This window comes from Algoriphagus sp., assembly GCF_046296635.1.
Taxonomy (GTDB): domain Bacteria; phylum Bacteroidota; class Bacteroidia; order Cytophagales; family Cyclobacteriaceae; genus Algoriphagus.
This window is the reverse complement of the sequence record NZ_JBKBKZ010000024.1, coordinates 57,929-71,957: the sequence shown is the minus strand read 5'-3', so window position 1 is coordinate 71,957 and position 14,029 is coordinate 57,929. Positions and strand designations below refer to the sequence as shown.

General features: G+C 42.3%; 17 protein-coding genes. 12 read left to right on the top strand and 5 right to left on the bottom strand.

Translation table 11 applies throughout. The annotated features are described in order from the left end of the window. The first annotated feature begins 62 nt into the window (after positions 1 to 62). On the top strand, positions 63 to 1,529 hold the full coding sequence (locus ACK4HU_RS16285; protein ID WP_409808533.1) for a sodium:solute symporter: 1,467 nt from the start codon (positions 63 to 65) through the stop codon (positions 1,527 to 1,529). Between the two features lie 13 nt (positions 1,530 to 1,542). Here ACK4HU_RS16285 and ACK4HU_RS16280 read toward each other — a convergent pair whose 3' ends face one another. The 3 genes from ACK4HU_RS16280 to ACK4HU_RS16270 all read right to left on the bottom strand — a co-directional run bounded on the left by ACK4HU_RS16280 (position 1,543) and on the right by ACK4HU_RS16270 (position 2,853). Continuing rightward, on the bottom strand, positions 1,543 to 1,932 hold the full coding sequence (locus ACK4HU_RS16280) for a hypothetical protein (protein WP_409808531.1): 390 nt from the start codon (positions 1,930 to 1,932) through the stop codon (positions 1,543 to 1,545). Positions 1,933 to 2,025: 93 nt separating this feature from the next. After that, positions 2,026 to 2,631: a YdeI/OmpD-associated family protein gene (locus ACK4HU_RS16275; RefSeq protein WP_409808529.1), complete on the bottom strand. Its 606-nt coding sequence runs from the start codon at positions 2,629 to 2,631 to the stop codon at positions 2,026 to 2,028. 57 nt (positions 2,632 to 2,688) lie between these two features. Beyond that, positions 2,689 to 2,853, bottom strand: a complete 165-nt coding sequence (locus tag ACK4HU_RS16270; RefSeq protein WP_409808527.1) for a hypothetical protein — start codon at positions 2,851 to 2,853, stop codon at positions 2,689 to 2,691. 88 nt (positions 2,854 to 2,941) lie between these two features. Between ACK4HU_RS16270 and ACK4HU_RS16265 the strand changes: the two genes are divergently transcribed. The 11 genes from ACK4HU_RS16265 (at position 2,942) to ACK4HU_RS16215 (ending at position 10,837) form a co-directional block, all read left to right on the top strand. Next, positions 2,942 to 3,610 carry an N-acetylmuramoyl-L-alanine amidase gene (locus tag ACK4HU_RS16265; protein ID WP_409808525.1) on the top strand — a complete coding sequence of 223 codons (669 nt, stop codon included), beginning with the start codon at positions 2,942 to 2,944 and terminating at the stop codon, positions 3,608 to 3,610. Between the two features lie 92 nt (positions 3,611 to 3,702). Then, on the top strand, positions 3,703 to 5,346 hold the full coding sequence (locus ACK4HU_RS16260) for a glycoside hydrolase family 10 protein (protein WP_409808523.1): 1,644 nt from the start codon (positions 3,703 to 3,705) through the stop codon (positions 5,344 to 5,346). Continuing rightward, a complete protein-coding gene (locus tag ACK4HU_RS16255; protein WP_409808522.1) occupies positions 5,343 to 5,822 on the top strand; it encodes a GNAT family N-acetyltransferase in 480 nt (159 codons plus the stop codon). The genes ACK4HU_RS16260 and ACK4HU_RS16255 overlap by 4 nt, the downstream gene beginning before the upstream one ends. Next, entirely contained in the window at positions 5,819 to 7,084 is a 1,266-nt protein-coding gene (locus ACK4HU_RS16250) for an MFS transporter (RefSeq protein WP_409808520.1), read from the top strand. Before ACK4HU_RS16255 ends, ACK4HU_RS16250 begins: the two co-directional genes overlap by 4 nt. A gap of 162 nt (positions 7,085 to 7,246) precedes the next feature. Continuing rightward, the gene (locus ACK4HU_RS16245) at positions 7,247 to 8,746 is read left to right on the top strand and encodes a glycoside hydrolase family 3 protein (RefSeq protein WP_409808518.1); all 1,500 of its coding nucleotides are present in this window, start codon (positions 7,247 to 7,249) and stop codon (positions 8,744 to 8,746) included. 71 nt (positions 8,747 to 8,817) lie between these two features. Further along, positions 8,818 to 9,117, top strand: coding sequence for a type II toxin-antitoxin system RelE/ParE family toxin (locus tag ACK4HU_RS16240; protein ID WP_409808516.1), 300 nt, complete (start codon positions 8,818 to 8,820; stop codon positions 9,115 to 9,117). Between the two features lies 1 nt (position 9,118). Further along, positions 9,119 to 9,400 (top strand): addiction module antidote protein, encoded by a 282-nt coding sequence (locus ACK4HU_RS16235; protein WP_409808514.1) that lies wholly within the window; start codon positions 9,119 to 9,121, stop codon positions 9,398 to 9,400. 55 nt (positions 9,401 to 9,455) lie between these two features. Continuing rightward, on the top strand, positions 9,456 to 9,629 hold the full coding sequence (locus ACK4HU_RS16230; RefSeq protein ID WP_409808512.1) for a hypothetical protein: 174 nt from the start codon (positions 9,456 to 9,458) through the stop codon (positions 9,627 to 9,629). Continuing rightward, complete coding sequence (locus ACK4HU_RS16225; RefSeq protein ID WP_409808510.1) at positions 9,623 to 9,793, top strand: hypothetical protein; 171 nt, start codon at positions 9,623 to 9,625, stop codon at positions 9,791 to 9,793. Before ACK4HU_RS16230 ends, ACK4HU_RS16225 begins: the two co-directional genes overlap by 7 nt. A 63-nt stretch (positions 9,794 to 9,856) precedes the next feature. Next, on the top strand, positions 9,857 to 10,495 hold the full coding sequence (locus tag ACK4HU_RS16220) for a hypothetical protein (protein ID WP_409808509.1): 639 nt from the start codon (positions 9,857 to 9,859) through the stop codon (positions 10,493 to 10,495). A gap of 30 nt (positions 10,496 to 10,525) precedes the next feature. Continuing rightward, positions 10,526 to 10,837, top strand: a complete 312-nt coding sequence (locus ACK4HU_RS16215; RefSeq protein ID WP_409808507.1) for a nucleotidyl transferase AbiEii/AbiGii toxin family protein — start codon at positions 10,526 to 10,528, stop codon at positions 10,835 to 10,837. Positions 10,838 to 11,010: 173 nt separating this feature from the next. Here ACK4HU_RS16215 and ACK4HU_RS16210 read toward each other — a convergent pair whose 3' ends face one another. Further along, positions 11,011 to 12,147 carry an aldose epimerase family protein gene (locus ACK4HU_RS16210; protein WP_409808505.1) on the bottom strand — a complete coding sequence of 379 codons (1,137 nt, stop codon included), beginning with the start codon at positions 12,145 to 12,147 and terminating at the stop codon, positions 11,011 to 11,013. Positions 12,148 to 12,377: 230 nt separating this feature from the next. Next, positions 12,378 to 13,748 (bottom strand): amidohydrolase family protein, encoded by a 1,371-nt coding sequence (locus tag ACK4HU_RS16205; protein WP_409808503.1) that lies wholly within the window; start codon positions 13,746 to 13,748, stop codon positions 12,378 to 12,380. Positions 13,749 to 14,029 lie beyond the last annotated feature (281 nt).

Sequence of the window (14,029 nt, the reverse complement as noted above, 5' to 3'; positions counted from 1 at the left end):
TCCTTACCTCCATTCTTCCTAACTTCCATACCTCCATACTTCCAAACTTCCACCCTCCCAAAATGCCAATTCTAGACCTCGCCATTTTTCTCATCTACATGTTGGCAATTGTCGGATTTGGTGTTTCTTTTTCATTCAGAAAACGTACCGCATCAGACTTTACTACAGGAGGAGGTCGGCTTCCGGCTTGGGCCATCGGAATGTCGATCTTCGCCACCTTTGTGAGTAGCATCAGTTTCTTGGCTTTGCCCGGAAATGCCTTTTCCGGTAATTGGAACGGGTTTGTTTTCAGCCTTTCCATTCCATTAGCAGCTTGGATTGCTGTGAAATATTTCGTCCCTCTCTATCGCCGACTCAAAAGCGAATCAGCCTATTTCTACCTGGAGCAGCGATTTGGTGCTTGGGCCAGATTCTATGCTTCCATTTGCTACCTGCTGACGCAATTAGCTCGAATGGGAGCAATCATGTATTTGCTTGCCTTGCCGATGAATGCCTTGCTGGGTTGGAGCATTCCAAGTATCATCATCGTGACAGGAATCAGCGTGGTCATCTATTCGATGTGGGGCGGAATTGAAGCCGTAATTTGGACGGATGCGGTCCAAGGGATCATATTGATAGGTGGAGCTTTGGCGTGCTTAGGAGTAATTTTTATCGGAATGCCAGATGGTGCTTCTTCCATTTTCATTATTGCAAATGAAGCGGACAAATTCAGCTTAGGTAGTTTCAAACTCGATTTTACGACCTCCACCTTTTGGATGATTTTGGTCTATGGCCTGTTTATCAACCTGCAAAATTTCGGGATAGACCAGAGTTATGTGCAGCGCTACTTAACTGCCAAAATCGAGGCCGAAGCCAAAAAATCCACATGGCTGGGAAGCTTACTTTATGTGCCTGTTTCGCTCTTGTTCTTTTTTATCGGGACTGCCTTATTTGCCTATTATCAAGCCCAACCCGAATTACTTCCCGAAGGCTTGGCCGGAGACAAGGTTTTCCCCTACTTCATTGTCAATCAACTTCCGATCGGAGTGACAGGCTTGTTGATCGCTTCAATCTTCGCAGCAGGGATGAGTACCGTATCCACAAGCATCAACAGTTCGGCGACGGTGATTCTCTCCGATCATTTCAGCAAGTACATCCATCCCAATCCTTCGGAAAAGCTCTCGCTTCGGGTATTGAGGGGTTCTTCGCTGGTTATGGGCTTGCTGAGCATTGTGGTTGGTTTGGCCTTCAATGGAGTTAACAGTGCTTTGGAGGCTTGGTGGGCACTTTCTTCGATTTTCAGTGGTGGGATTTTGGGCCTTTTCTTGTTGGGATTACTTTCGAAAGCCAAAAACCCCCAAGCAGTTTTCGCAGTAATTCTGGGAGTATTGGTGATTGGCTGGATGAGTTTATCGGCGATTCTAATCCAAAATGGCCTTCCCGAAACCTTCGCAAATCCCCTTCACACGAATATGACCATCGTGATGGGTACGCTGACGATATTTTTGGTGGGGTTTGGGTTGACTTGGGTGGCAAAAAACAGAAGCTAAGATTAAAGCCTAATCACTTTATCTTCCTAAAAGTCAAAATTGAAGCAGAATTCTCTGATTCATAAAATCTTCCAATCTTCAGTTGAAGCGCATTTTGCTGGAAATAGTAATCGGTTGGTTTCCAGAGACTTGATAAAGAGTATTGAAGGGAAATACTGTTTCCGCTAAGGGTATAAAAGTAAGGGCCGGAGCCGATTTTTGGCAAATCATGACCATTGTTGATTTCTCTACCCCTGCTCAAATTCATCAAAGTACCTCCATCTTCAAATTTCAAAAACTCCAAAGTATCTGTTAATGTCAATTGATCGACCCACTTTCCTTCCAAGCCTAAAGAAACAGGTTGATCAGAGGTGTCTGTACAGCTGAAAACTGCGGCCAAAAGTAAAAGGATGAGTGTCTTCATTAGTTGGGGTCGTTTTCACTTTGATTATCATAGCCTTGGGATTAGGTTAAAATAAATTAAGTACAATTTAAAAATTCCTACGGATTCCGAAAACTATAATTTTTTTACCTGGCCATTTTTCCCACGGAATTGCTTTGGTTTTTGGCTTTGCTCGGCGAGTGTGACGATTTCGTGGATTCGGTTTTGTCGGGTTTCAGGTCGCTTTGCGAGCACAAGCCATTGGAGAATATTGCGTTTGTCTGATCTGCTTAAGGTCAAGAAATAGTTTTTTGCAAGTGGCTTTTCCTGAAAGGCCTCTTCCAGATCATTTGGTATGACCAGGGCTTCTGCCTCATCGAGTATAGTCCACGAACCATTTTTCTTCGCGATTTCAATGCATTCATAACCAGCTTGGGTCATAAGCCCTTTTACTGTTAGACGATCAATTTTCGCCTTGTTTATCTTTGACCAAACGCTTTTTGCTTTCCTCTTGCAGAAAAACTGCATGTATCGATCGGAATCAATGGGTTTGGACTTGCTATCAATCCAACCGAAGCACAGTGCCTCATCCACTGCATCGCTGTAAACGAGAGATGGCTGCTTGGATTCCTTTTTATAGTAAATCAGCCAAATGGACTGCTTCTTATCGTGGTTTTCCTGAAGCCAATCCCGCCATTCTTGTCGGGATTTTGGGGAGAATGTTTCGAAATCTGTTTCCATTGACTTCTATTTTTAAAATCATTTGAATACAAAGAATAGAAATGATAAATAATAGAATTATCCACCACCATTTACAAATTCAATAGCCTTTTCAAGAATCTCATCTTTTCCGGCAATTATACCTTGGATTGTAGGATTGACCTCAATTTCGATTTTCACGCCTTTTCTTTGTGTTTCAGTTCCATCATCTCCCAAATGTTTCCCTCGGGATTGAAAGTTCAATTCGGAAAAGTAATTGGGGAAAAGTTACATTTTTCCGATTTCTGGCTAGTTTAGCTTACAAATTACAGACCGCCAAAACACCAAAGAAATGCAAATCAATTTAGCCAGAATTTCCTCCTTTTTTGCATTGCTTATTGCCTTTTCCTGTAGTCCCAAAGCCACATTTCGGATCATCGACAAACCCATCACTTGGAATGCCGAGCGAGAGCAGCTTTCGCTCCAATACCTCAAGGATCGACATGGTTTGGCTAAAACCACCCCTTCCATTGAGCCACAGATGGTCGTTGTTCATTGGACTGCGATAGATAATATTGAGGTCACTTTTGACGTATTCAATCCGCCAACTTTGGGCGGGCGAGCCGACTTGACCGGGGCGAGCAATTTGAATGTTTCCAGTCAGTTTTTGATCGATCGGGATGGGACGATTTTTAGGCTTTTGCCGGATACTACTTTTGCTCGGCACGTAATTGGCTTAAACTACCTCGCTATCGGAATCGAAAATATCGGCAGCGATGCAATGCCTCTAACCAAGGCCCAACTTATAGCAAATGAAAAGCTGATCCGTCACCTCAAAAGAAAATATTCAATCGACTACGTGATCGGACATCATGAATATCAGAATTTTCAGACTACCGAACTTTGGAAAGAAACTGACCCCGACTACCGAACAGTCAAATCCGATCCGGGGGATAAATTCATGAATCAGCTGCGCAAAAAACTATCCGACCTCAACTTAAAACCTGTTCCTCAGCTTTAATTCTCGCTAACATCCAAGGTCTGTGTCCTCACAGACCCTTTTGAAAAGACCCATTCCCAACTAAACCCAGTACCCCAGCTCCATTTACCTCCATGAATTCCTTTCTTAAGTACCTTTCCTTTTTACTCATATCAATTTTTCTTTTTGCAGCATGCAAAACCAAAAAACCTGTCCCACAAGGCCAAAAGCAAAATGCACCTGTTTCTACCTCCTCCCCGAAAACAAGTGAAACGCTTCCAAATAAACCTTCTACACAGCCTTCAGTGGCACTCAGGCCTCTTGCCTACCGACTGCCGGATATTCCCAGAGAATTCCGGGGTGTTTGGATCGCTACTGTAGCTAATATCGATTGGCCAATTTCATCAACCGATCCTTGGGATAAGCAAAAACAGGAATTTACCCGACTACTGGACTACTACAAGTCATTGAATTTCAATGCAGTAATAGTACAGGTTCGAACTTCAGGTGATGCTTTTTACCCAAGTGCCTATGCGCCTTGGTCCAAATACCTGACTGGAAAACAAGGTCAAGCTCCAAAAACTCAGGAAAACCCTTTGACTTGGATGATCAAAGAAGCTCATGATCGAGGTTTGGAATTCCACGCTTGGCTTAATCCCTATCGGGCAACCATGACCCTCAGCACAGAGGGACTCAGCCCTGATCATGACTATAATAAGCATCGCAATTGGATGCTGAAATACGGCACCAAATGGTATTATGATCCGGGGCTTCCTGAAGTAAAAAATCATTTATTGGCTATCATCAAGGAAGTTGTAGCCAATTATGACATTGACGCCATACACTTTGATGATTATTTCTACCCATACCGAGAACCCAAACTGGAGTTTCCTGACAAAGCCTCTTTTGACAAATACAAAAAGCCCGGACAGACAAGAGATGATTGGAGACGTCAAAATGTCAACGAGTTGATTTTTGCCCTAAATCAAGAAATTAAAAGCCAAAAGCCTTGGGTTCAGTTCGGAATTTCACCTTTTGGAGTTTGGAGAAATCAGGACAAAGACCCAAAAGGCTCGCCAACCCGAGCAGGCCAAACCAATTACGATGACCTTTTTGCCGATGTGCTGCTTTGGATGAAAAATGGCTGGATCGATTACCTTATTCCCCAACTCTATTGGAGCATGGAGCATCCCCTCGCCTCCTATCGCAAGCTCGCCGACTGGTGGTCCAACAATAGCTATAACACCAACGTCTACATCGGAAATGGCCCCTATAAAATCAGGGATGATTCGGATCAAGCTTGGAAAGTTCCAACTGAACTGAACACCCAAGTTAACTACGCCCGAACCTTCACGGAGATCAATGGGAATGCATTTTTCTCAGCAAAATCACTTTATGTCAAAAATCAGGATATCGCTGAATTGCTGAAAAAAGAAGTTTATGACAAACCAACCTTGACTCCTTCTTTTGAGCCAAAATCCGCTTCGATCATTGAAATCCCGGTTGTCTTTGATGTAAAAACCAACACAGAAAAAACTCAAATCAATCTCGAAAAACCACTCGATCCCGCCATTCGCTATGCGATGGTACAAGGTGGAAATGACTTAAATTCACTTCATGACGCAATTATCCACACCGCTTGGGTGGGTGGGTCAAGAGTGCGATATTTAGAAGTTCCAAGTTTGAATACCGAATATTTAGCCATCCGCTGGATTGATCATTTTGGCAGGATTGTGCAAACTCAGGTCTTCCAAATGCCAAAATCTGCCCGCCCATGAAAGACATGCTCGTTCGCTTGATTGAACTTCCTGAAGTTTCTGAGTTAGAAAAGAAGCTGAAGGAAAAAGAAAAAATTGTGTTTCGGAGGGCAATCGCTCCAGAAAAACATCTAGTCTGCGAATGGGTCATGGAGCAGTTTGGGGCTTATTGGCAATCAGAGGTTGATGTTGCTTTTTCCCGCCAACCCGTTTCCTGTTGGATCGCACAGCGAGGAAATCAGATTATAGGGTTTGCCTGCTATGAAAGCACAGCAAGGAATTTCTTTGGACCCACAGGCACTTTGGAATCAGAGCGCGGCAAGGGAATCGGTAAGATTCTTTTGGTCAAATCTCTAGAATCCCTTCGGGAAATGGGTTACGGCTATGCAATCATCGGCGGAGTTGGGCCCTCAGAGTTTTATGAAAAAGCAGTCGGTGCCAAATTAATTGACGGTTCAGAGGTAAGTGTTTACCAAAATCTACTCCGAAAATCATGACCCAAAACACTACAAAAAACCCGTGGTTTTGGGTTCCCTCGCTTTATCTCACCGAATCTGTCCCCTATGTCATCATCATTACCGTTTCGGTGATCATGTACAAAAGCCTGGGTGTTTCCAATGCAGATATCGGACTTTACACCTCCTTTCTTTACCTACCCTGGGTGATCAAACCTATCTGGAGCCCGATTTTGGAGCTTTTTGGAAATAAGAAAAAATGGTTTCTCAGCATGCAGCTGATCTTGGCTTTGGCATTTCTTGGAGTAGGATTGACAACAGGGACAGGCCACTTTTTCATAATCACACTTGCCTTTTTCTGGATGGGAGCTTTTGCATCAGCAACCAATGACATCGCTTCGGATGGAATGTATCTGATTGCCCTAAAACCCGAACAACAAAGCTTCTTCGTTGGGATGCGAAGCACATTTTATCGTGTTGGGATGATCACTGGTCAAGGCTTGATTGTAATCATCGCAGGAAATTTGGAAACTCATTTCGGTGATCCGGCGAAAGCTTGGTCTATGACCATGATTATTGTAGCTGTTTTGATGCTCGTACTGACCTTGATCAATTATATCACTACGCCAAATGTTATCGAAGAGCGAGTAGCACGAGCTGACCAACCGAGTTTTGGAAGGGTTTTTTCGACTTTTTTTACCAAGAAAAATATTGGTTTGTCTATTGCATTTGTCCTGCTCTATCGGCTTGGGGAATCACAATTGGTTAAGATGGCATCGCCTTTCTTTTTGGATGAGCGCGCAAAAGGAGGACTTGGTCTCAGTGTGACTGAAGTTGGATTTCTATATGGTACTTTGGGGGTCGTTGCACTTTTGGCGGGAGGAATTCTTGGAGGAATTTTGATTTCCAGAGATGGTTTGGGCAGGTGGATGATGCCGATGGTTATTGCGATCAATGTCCCAAATATCGGCTACATCTTTCTTTCCTGGCTTCAACCTGAAAGCATTGTCTTTGCAGGAGGTGTAGTATTGATCGAGCAATTGGGCTATGGTTTTGGCTTTGCGGCCTATATGGTTTTCCTGATTTATCTGGCAGAAGGCCTTTTCAAAACTGCCCATTATGCCTTGGCGACGGGATTCATGGCCATGGGAATGATGCTACCGGGAATGCTCAGTGGCTACATGCAGCAGTGGTTGGGCTATCCCGGTTTCTTTGTTTGGGTGGTGTTGGCGACGATTCCGGGTTTTGTGATGGCGTATGTGGTGAAGTATCCGAGGGAATTTGGAAAAAAGTTAGAAGGATAAAATCAGAAAGCTGAAAATTCGGTCGGAAATGTACGATTTACGATATACGATTTACGAGGCAAAAATGAACTTCAATCCTTAATAATCAGATTAAGGCCTTTTGTTCCCTAGCTCATACCTCAATTTTCCAATCTTTCAATTTTGCAATGTTCCAATTTTCAAATGAACAAACATCAAAAAATCGCCCAATGCTTTTCTCCTGCGGCGTTTATTCACGATACGGAGGAAAATTACCAAGCCATTGAAAAGCTGATCCGAGAGCAAAAAATCGGGGGATTGACCTTTTTTCATAGTCGTCTTTCAGCTGCTGCCAACTTTGAAAAGCGAGCTGAAGTCCTGGATGTCACAGGCACTTTTGAGAAAATGATCGGCCTGATTAACCGCTACCAATCAATTTCTAAAATCCCACTTTTGATCAGTATCGATGGGGAATATGGCTTAGCAATGCGGGTAGAAAAAACACCACAATATCCTTTTGCCATCACCTTGGGAGCGCTGAAAACTGATGCAGAAACGCAGGTTGAAGAAGTCAGTTATCGCATGGGTTTGGATATGAAACGATCAGGTATTCACCTCAACCTTGCGCCTTGCGCCGATGTGAATACCAATCCGAATAATCCTGTGATCGGATATCGATCCTTTGGGAATGATACTGAAAAAGTTGCCAAACTCTCACTGGCCGCTTATTCTGGAATGAAAAAAGCTGGAATTGGAGCTTGTCTGAAGCATTTCCCTGGACATGGAGATACGGCAACTGATTCACATTTAGGTTTGCCAATCCTGCACAAAACCAAAGCAGAACTCGAAGCGGAAGAGTTGTTTCCCTTCCAATATGGAATTGATCGAGGTGTGGAAATGATCATGGTTGGTCACTTGGCTGTGCCTGCATTGACTAGTGGAAAAGATATTCCAGCCAGCATAAGTCGGGAATTGATTACTGATTTACTCAAGGGCGAAATGGGTTTCAAAGGCCTCGTAATCTCCGATGCGCTGAATATGAAAGCCGTTGCAAATCTATATGCCGAACCCGGCGAACTCGAATGGCAGGCTTTCTATGCCGGAAATGACATCCTTTGCTTCTCCGATCATGTGAAAGAAGGAATTGAAAAAATCGCCCAAAACGCTTCTGATGAAGAAGTGGATGCTGTTTTTGAAAAGGTGATAGCTTTGAAAAAGCGGTTGGGCGTGATGGAATTTCAGCCAGTTGAAGTTCCTGTTTTCGATTGGGAAAGTCATTCCAAACTTCAAACTGAACTGGCAGAAGACTACGTTTCGGTGATTTCCGGAGCGATAAATCCTACCGAACTTCAAGAACTGTCCAAAGCTGGAAAGCTGGGATATCAAGAGTTTTTCACTTACGAACCCGGTCATTTTTCTAAGCAATTGGACTTTAGCTTTACTTCATTAAATCAAGCAGAAAAAGTGATTCTGGCCGTTTTTGTCCCTAGTCATAAGCCGCTAAATCAATTTGGAATGGATCAAATGGTACTGGATGAAATCAAAGAATTGGCTAAAAGCAAGTCTTGTATTTTGATTCACTTTGGAAATCCACTGGCACTAAAACACTTTGGAAATCTGGAAGATTTTGAAGCGGTGATTTGTGGTTATCAGGGATTTCAGGAGGTGCAAGGAGTGGTGGCGGATGGTCTTTTTGGGAAATGAATTGAAAGGTGAGAATTGCAAAAGAAAAAAGTTATACTTGAAAAACTGTATCCAAGTGAATACATTTGTGTATGTTTCTTCTCGAAAAAACGTCGGAGTTCGATAAGTGGCTAAGGAAGTTGGATGATAGAAAAGCCAAGGCTAAAATATTGTTGAGATTACAAAGAATTGAATCTGGCAATCTCGGTGATGTAAGCTCAGTAGGCGATGGAATTGAAGAGATTCGGATTCACTTTGGGCCTGGTTATCGAATCTACTTCAAGAAACAAGGGGATAAACTGATTCTACTACTTATTGGTGGAGACAAAAGCACCCAAGATTCTGATATCAAAAAAGCAAAAAGTATCTGGAACCATTACAAGTACAACTAAAATGAACCCTACAAAATTTGATATAGCCGAATATTTGGTTGACGAAGAGATGGTCCAAGAATACCTCAAAACGGTGCTGGAAGAAGGAAATTCATCAGAAATAATCGCCGCACTGGGCCATGTGGCAAAAGCAATCGGAATGTCAAAAATCGCCGAGCAAACCGGTCTTAGCCGGCCAAGTCTGTATAAGGCTCTTTCTCCTGACTCCAAACCTCAGTTTGAAACTATTCTAAAAGTAATTCGGGCAATCGGAGAGAATTTGCAAATGAAGCCAAGCCTGTGAATTTTTCACATCTAATTCGGAAAGACCATTCACAGAATAATCCGTAAATTCCTGTATGGAAAAGAAAAAAGCATTGGAGGCTATTCAGGAAATGCCTGAAAGCTTTGACTTGGAAGTTTTAATTGAACGTCTGATTTTCATAGAAAAAGTTGAAAAGGGATTGGAGCAAGTAAAAGAAGGGAAAGTGATTTCCCATGAGCAGCTTAAAACACTCGCTCAGCAATGGTAGAGATTTTTTGGTCTGATCTAGCAGTCTTTGATCTTAAAACCATTCTTTCCTATATCAAAGTGGATTCAAGATTTTATGCGGATGACTGGAATGATTTTGACTTATGCTTTCCTATCGAAGATCTTTATAAAAACACTATTTCAAAAAAAGTGATTGAAAACTAAAGAGTTGTATTTTTTTTATACTTAATTCGGAATTTTTCCGAATTACCTCTGTATTTTTAACATATGAACGAGTTATTGACTCTTAAAAGCTTGGGAAATTTTCCTCTTGCCACCTCCACGATCCTGCCGATCCTTCGAGATTACCGAAGGCCCTATGATAAAATAAATTATTGGGTTAAGTCAGGAGATTTGGTGCAAGTCAAAAAGGGACTCTATGTCCTGGGTCAGGAAATTTCTAATCAAAATCCTCATCCCTTTCTATTGGCAAATCAGATTTATGGGCCTAGTTATGTTTCTCTGGATTCTGCCTTATCGTACTTTGGACTGATTCCTGAACGAGTCTATCAGACCAGTTCGGTGACGACTCGAATAAGTAAAATTTTCAAAACCCCAGTGGGAAGATTTGATTACACTCAAGTAAAATCAAACTATTTCACGATGGGCATCAAAAATCAAGGTAGCACTGAAGCTGGATTTTACCTTATTGCTAGTCCAGAAAAAGCAATTTGGGACAAAGTTGTCTTGACTTCGGGAGTGATTTTTAGAAGCAAGGTGGAAGTGAGAAAATTTCTGGAGGAAGACCTACGAGCAGATGAAATAGGTTTGGCAAAAATGAATCTGGAAATCATGAAGAAATGGATTCCTTTTTCTCCAAAAAAAACAAGCTTAAACTTGTTAATCGAAACCCTTCAGGAACTATGATTTCAGAATTGAGGATCTTTTTGCCGGAAAATGCATGCCTTACTCTTCCGTAAATGGAAGACAAGGGTGAAAGGTCGGGATTGGTTTGACTTAGAATGGTATATCCGAAAAGGTCATCCCATCAGTTTAGAACACTTTTCGGTGCGAGCTCTAGAATCTGGAGACTTGGAAGCTCCGGCAAATTCTAAAGTGATTCATGACTTACTCAATCAAAAGATTGAATCCCTGAATTTTAACTCTGTAAAAGAGGATGTTATTCGATTTATCCCTGATCCAAAATCATTAGATATTTGGTCTCAGGAATATTTCTTGGAATTAGTTAAAAAATTGAAAATCAATTAAAAACCCTCCAAGTTTATCAATCCTTGGAGGGTTTTATTCTTTTTGTTCTTCAGGATTCGAAATCCTGAAGCTTTGTTTGAGGATTTACAATCCTCATTTCTACTTTTCCGGATTATAAATCCGACAACAGAACCTCGGAATTACAAATTCCGAGGAACGAGCGGGTTTCTCTTTTACTTCTCCACCGAAAATCGATACTCAATATTATGCTCGTACTTTTCACCTGGATTTAGAACTGGGCTAGGGAAGTTGTCGTGATTGATGGCATCAGGCCAGTTTTGGGATTCGAGACAAAAGCCCCAATGCTTATCGTAAGTTTTGCCATCTGCTCCTGCGAAGTTGGTAATAAAGTTACCAGTGTAAAACTGCACACCCATGTTGTCAGAGTACATATCCATCACACGGCCGCTTTCAGCATGTCGCACTCGGACGAAATGCTTCATCTCATCTGACTTTTCCATTTTCATCACCATGTTGTGATCAAAACCACCTGCATTGGCAGCTATCTGATCGCCTAGAATCTTTGGAGTGCGGAAATCAAAAGGCGTTCCAGCCACATCTTTCACCTCTCCTGTTGGAATTAACTCATCATCAACCGGCGTATAAGCATCTGCCCAAAACTGAAATTCATGATCCTGTGCATCACGCTTAGAACCACCGAGATTAAAATAGGTGTGGTTAGTGAGGTTGAGAATGGTTATTTGATCAGTCGTAGCTTCAAATCGGATTCGAAGGGTATTGTCTGTAGTGAGTTCCATCCAAAGTGTAGATTCCAGATTTCCCGGATAGCCTTCTTCTCCATCCACACTGAGGTAGGTCATTTTCACGCCGACTACGGAGTCATTGGAGTAGGTTTCCGGTGTCCAAACTTTTTTATTGAATCCTTCATTTCCTCCGTGCAGGTGGTTATTTCCATTGTTTGTGGCAAGCTGATAAGATTTTCCGTCGAGCTCAAATTGTCCTTTCCCGATCCGATTGGCCACTCGACCGGCTGTAGCTCCGAAAAATGGGTTTGGCTTTGTTAGGAATTCAGGAACGCTGTCAAAAGTAAGCGTAATGTTTTCCAGTTTACCGGTTTTGTCGGGGGCATTAATTTTGAAAACCAATCCTCCATAATTAGATAGTTCTACCTGCATTGTCCCATTGTCGAGGACATAATGGAAAACCGCTTGGCCCTTGTGTTCGGCCACTTGTTCTGTTTTAATCATAAGATTTATCTCTTCTTTAATAGGTTCTTGGGTGGTTTTTTGGTTGGAGGCGATCGCAGTAGAAAGTAGCGCTGCGGCTGTTAGGATTGTTTGGTATTTCATGAGTTATATAATTGCAAAATTGGAAGATTGAAAGATTGGAAAATTCAGGTTTCGTGTCAATCTGAGCACCTGAGAGACGATCGTCTCGAAGTCGAAGGGTAACAAATTCGATGATTTGTTTGAAAAGACTCTTCTCGTCGATAAAATGAATTTATTTACACCTTCGAGGTTTTTGAAAACCTCAAAGGTTCCCTTTGCCCTCGTAAATCGTAATTCTAAAATCAAAATTCTCATTGTCTGATATACTTCTGACGGATCAAATTAAGCTCCAACATAAACTCATCTCGTTGCATAAATTTTCCTCCTATCATGATTGCTTGAGGTCTTTGCATGATGGCCAAATCTTCCAGTGGATTTTTCTGAACCATCACAAATTCAGCAGCGGCTCCAGGTTTTAAAACTCCCCACTCTCCTTCTTCTTCATAATATGCTGCGCAATTTACCGAACCGGTTTTTAAAATCTCATAGTTAGACATTCCTGCTAGAGACATGGATTCAATTTCTCTGTGAATTGAAAAACCGGGAACATTGAAAACTTGTGGAGAATCGGAACTCATAATCATGGGAACACCGGCTTCGTGTAGCTCCAAAAATAACTTCTGTCGAAACTCAAGATAAGGTTTCACCTTTTCCTCTGCCAAAACACCATTGCCTTCCAACTGAGATTTAGTATTAAACCATTGAGTCACAAGCTGACCTGGTAAATAGAACATTTCCGGTTGCTGACGCAATTCGTAAGCAGGTTGATAGCCAAAGTATCGCTCAAAAAGTGTCATCGTCGGAGCAACGTAGGCTTTGTTTTCAAGGGTCATTTTTATCAATCCCGGAAGCAAACTCATGTCGACATCTCCAACTGCCTGCATATTGAAAGGTCCGGATTTGGTTGGGTCCAATTTGGATTTATCAGTTACCATAGCCTCCAAATAACCATCGATGTGTTCTACTGATCTGTAGCCATTTGTCACTGAGGTCACAAGACCAACATCCTGAGAAACGTGCCCTCCGTAATAGATTCCTACTTTTTTTGCTTCATCAGCGATCGCCAAAAACTTTGGGGTATCTAGGCCAGGATGAAGTTTTAGGTGATCATAGCCGGCTGTTTTTTGATCGCGAACCATCTTTCTTCCCGCTTCGGGATCAGCAACTGAATTCCCATTGAGCGAAGGACCTGAGATAAACATACGAGGACCTGGAATTTCACCCTTTTCAACTCGCTGCTTGAGGGTCAAATGTGATTCATAACCCAACATGCTTCGGATTCGCAGGACACCATTGGCCAAATATAGCCAAAGCACTTCCTCCTGAAACTCCGGTCCGTATTGCTCAGGATTTGGCAAATGTGCGTGAAACTCCGCTAATCCGGGGAAAATATACATTCCCCTACCATCAAGCGTGCGGATTCCTGCAACGCTGATTTCTTCCTCAGGAGCGATTTCCATGATGACTCCGTCCTTCACATAGATGGAATGATCCTCCAAAACTTTGTCATCCTGCATGGTGATGATATTCACATGGTTGATGAGAAGTTCCTGTGCAAAAAGAAGCGGACTGGTGAAAAAGCTCAGAAAAAAGAGCCAAAACAGGATTTTAGCAGTTTTCATAGTAGAGATGGTTAAGGTTGGCCTCTTAATTTCGCCCTTTCCCTTTTGCAAACCTATTTGAAGGTGAAAAAATTTGATATCACCACAGAGTGCGGGAGTTATTGGAGGATTATTGTAAGAGGTAAATGGTGAAAAGTAAGTCATTTATCTGTGGTCATCTGCGTCATCTGTGAGCTATTCTTGCCACGAAGACTCGAAGGCACTAAGGCACTAAGGGAAATTTGTAAGTGGTTAATGGTGAAAAGTAAGTCATTTATCTGTGGTCATCTGCGTCATCTGTG

Coding starts and splice junctions, on each gene's coding strand:
- ACK4HU_RS16285 (WP_409808533.1), top strand. CDS start 63: ATGCCAATTCTAGACCTCGCCATTTTTCTCATCTACATGTTGGCAATT.
- ACK4HU_RS16280 (WP_409808531.1), bottom strand. CDS start 1,932: ATGAAGACACTCATCCTTTTACTTTTGGCCGCAGTTTTCAGCTGTACA.
- ACK4HU_RS16275 (WP_409808529.1), bottom strand. CDS start 2,631: ATGGAAACAGATTTCGAAACATTCTCCCCAAAATCCCGACAAGAATGG.
- ACK4HU_RS16265 (WP_409808525.1), top strand. CDS start 2,942: ATGCAAATCAATTTAGCCAGAATTTCCTCCTTTTTTGCATTGCTTATT.
- ACK4HU_RS16260 (WP_409808523.1), top strand. CDS start 3,703: ATGAATTCCTTTCTTAAGTACCTTTCCTTTTTACTCATATCAATTTTT.
- ACK4HU_RS16255 (WP_409808522.1), top strand. CDS start 5,343: ATGAAAGACATGCTCGTTCGCTTGATTGAACTTCCTGAAGTTTCTGAG.
- ACK4HU_RS16250 (WP_409808520.1), top strand. CDS start 5,819: ATGACCCAAAACACTACAAAAAACCCGTGGTTTTGGGTTCCCTCGCTT.
- ACK4HU_RS16245 (WP_409808518.1), top strand. CDS start 7,247: ATGAACAAACATCAAAAAATCGCCCAATGCTTTTCTCCTGCGGCGTTT.
- ACK4HU_RS16240 (WP_409808516.1), top strand. CDS start 8,818: ATGTTTCTTCTCGAAAAAACGTCGGAGTTCGATAAGTGGCTAAGGAAG.
- ACK4HU_RS16235 (WP_409808514.1), top strand. CDS start 9,119: ATGAACCCTACAAAATTTGATATAGCCGAATATTTGGTTGACGAAGAG.
- ACK4HU_RS16230 (WP_409808512.1), top strand. CDS start 9,456: ATGGAAAAGAAAAAAGCATTGGAGGCTATTCAGGAAATGCCTGAAAGC.
- ACK4HU_RS16225 (WP_409808510.1), top strand. CDS start 9,623: ATGGTAGAGATTTTTTGGTCTGATCTAGCAGTCTTTGATCTTAAAACC.
- ACK4HU_RS16220 (WP_409808509.1), top strand. CDS start 9,857: ATGAACGAGTTATTGACTCTTAAAAGCTTGGGAAATTTTCCTCTTGCC.
- ACK4HU_RS16215 (WP_409808507.1), top strand. CDS start 10,526: ATGCATGCCTTACTCTTCCGTAAATGGAAGACAAGGGTGAAAGGTCGG.
- ACK4HU_RS16210 (WP_409808505.1), bottom strand. CDS start 12,147: ATGAAATACCAAACAATCCTAACAGCCGCAGCGCTACTTTCTACTGCG.
- ACK4HU_RS16205 (WP_409808503.1), bottom strand. CDS start 13,748: ATGAAAACTGCTAAAATCCTGTTTTGGCTCTTTTTTCTGAGCTTTTTC.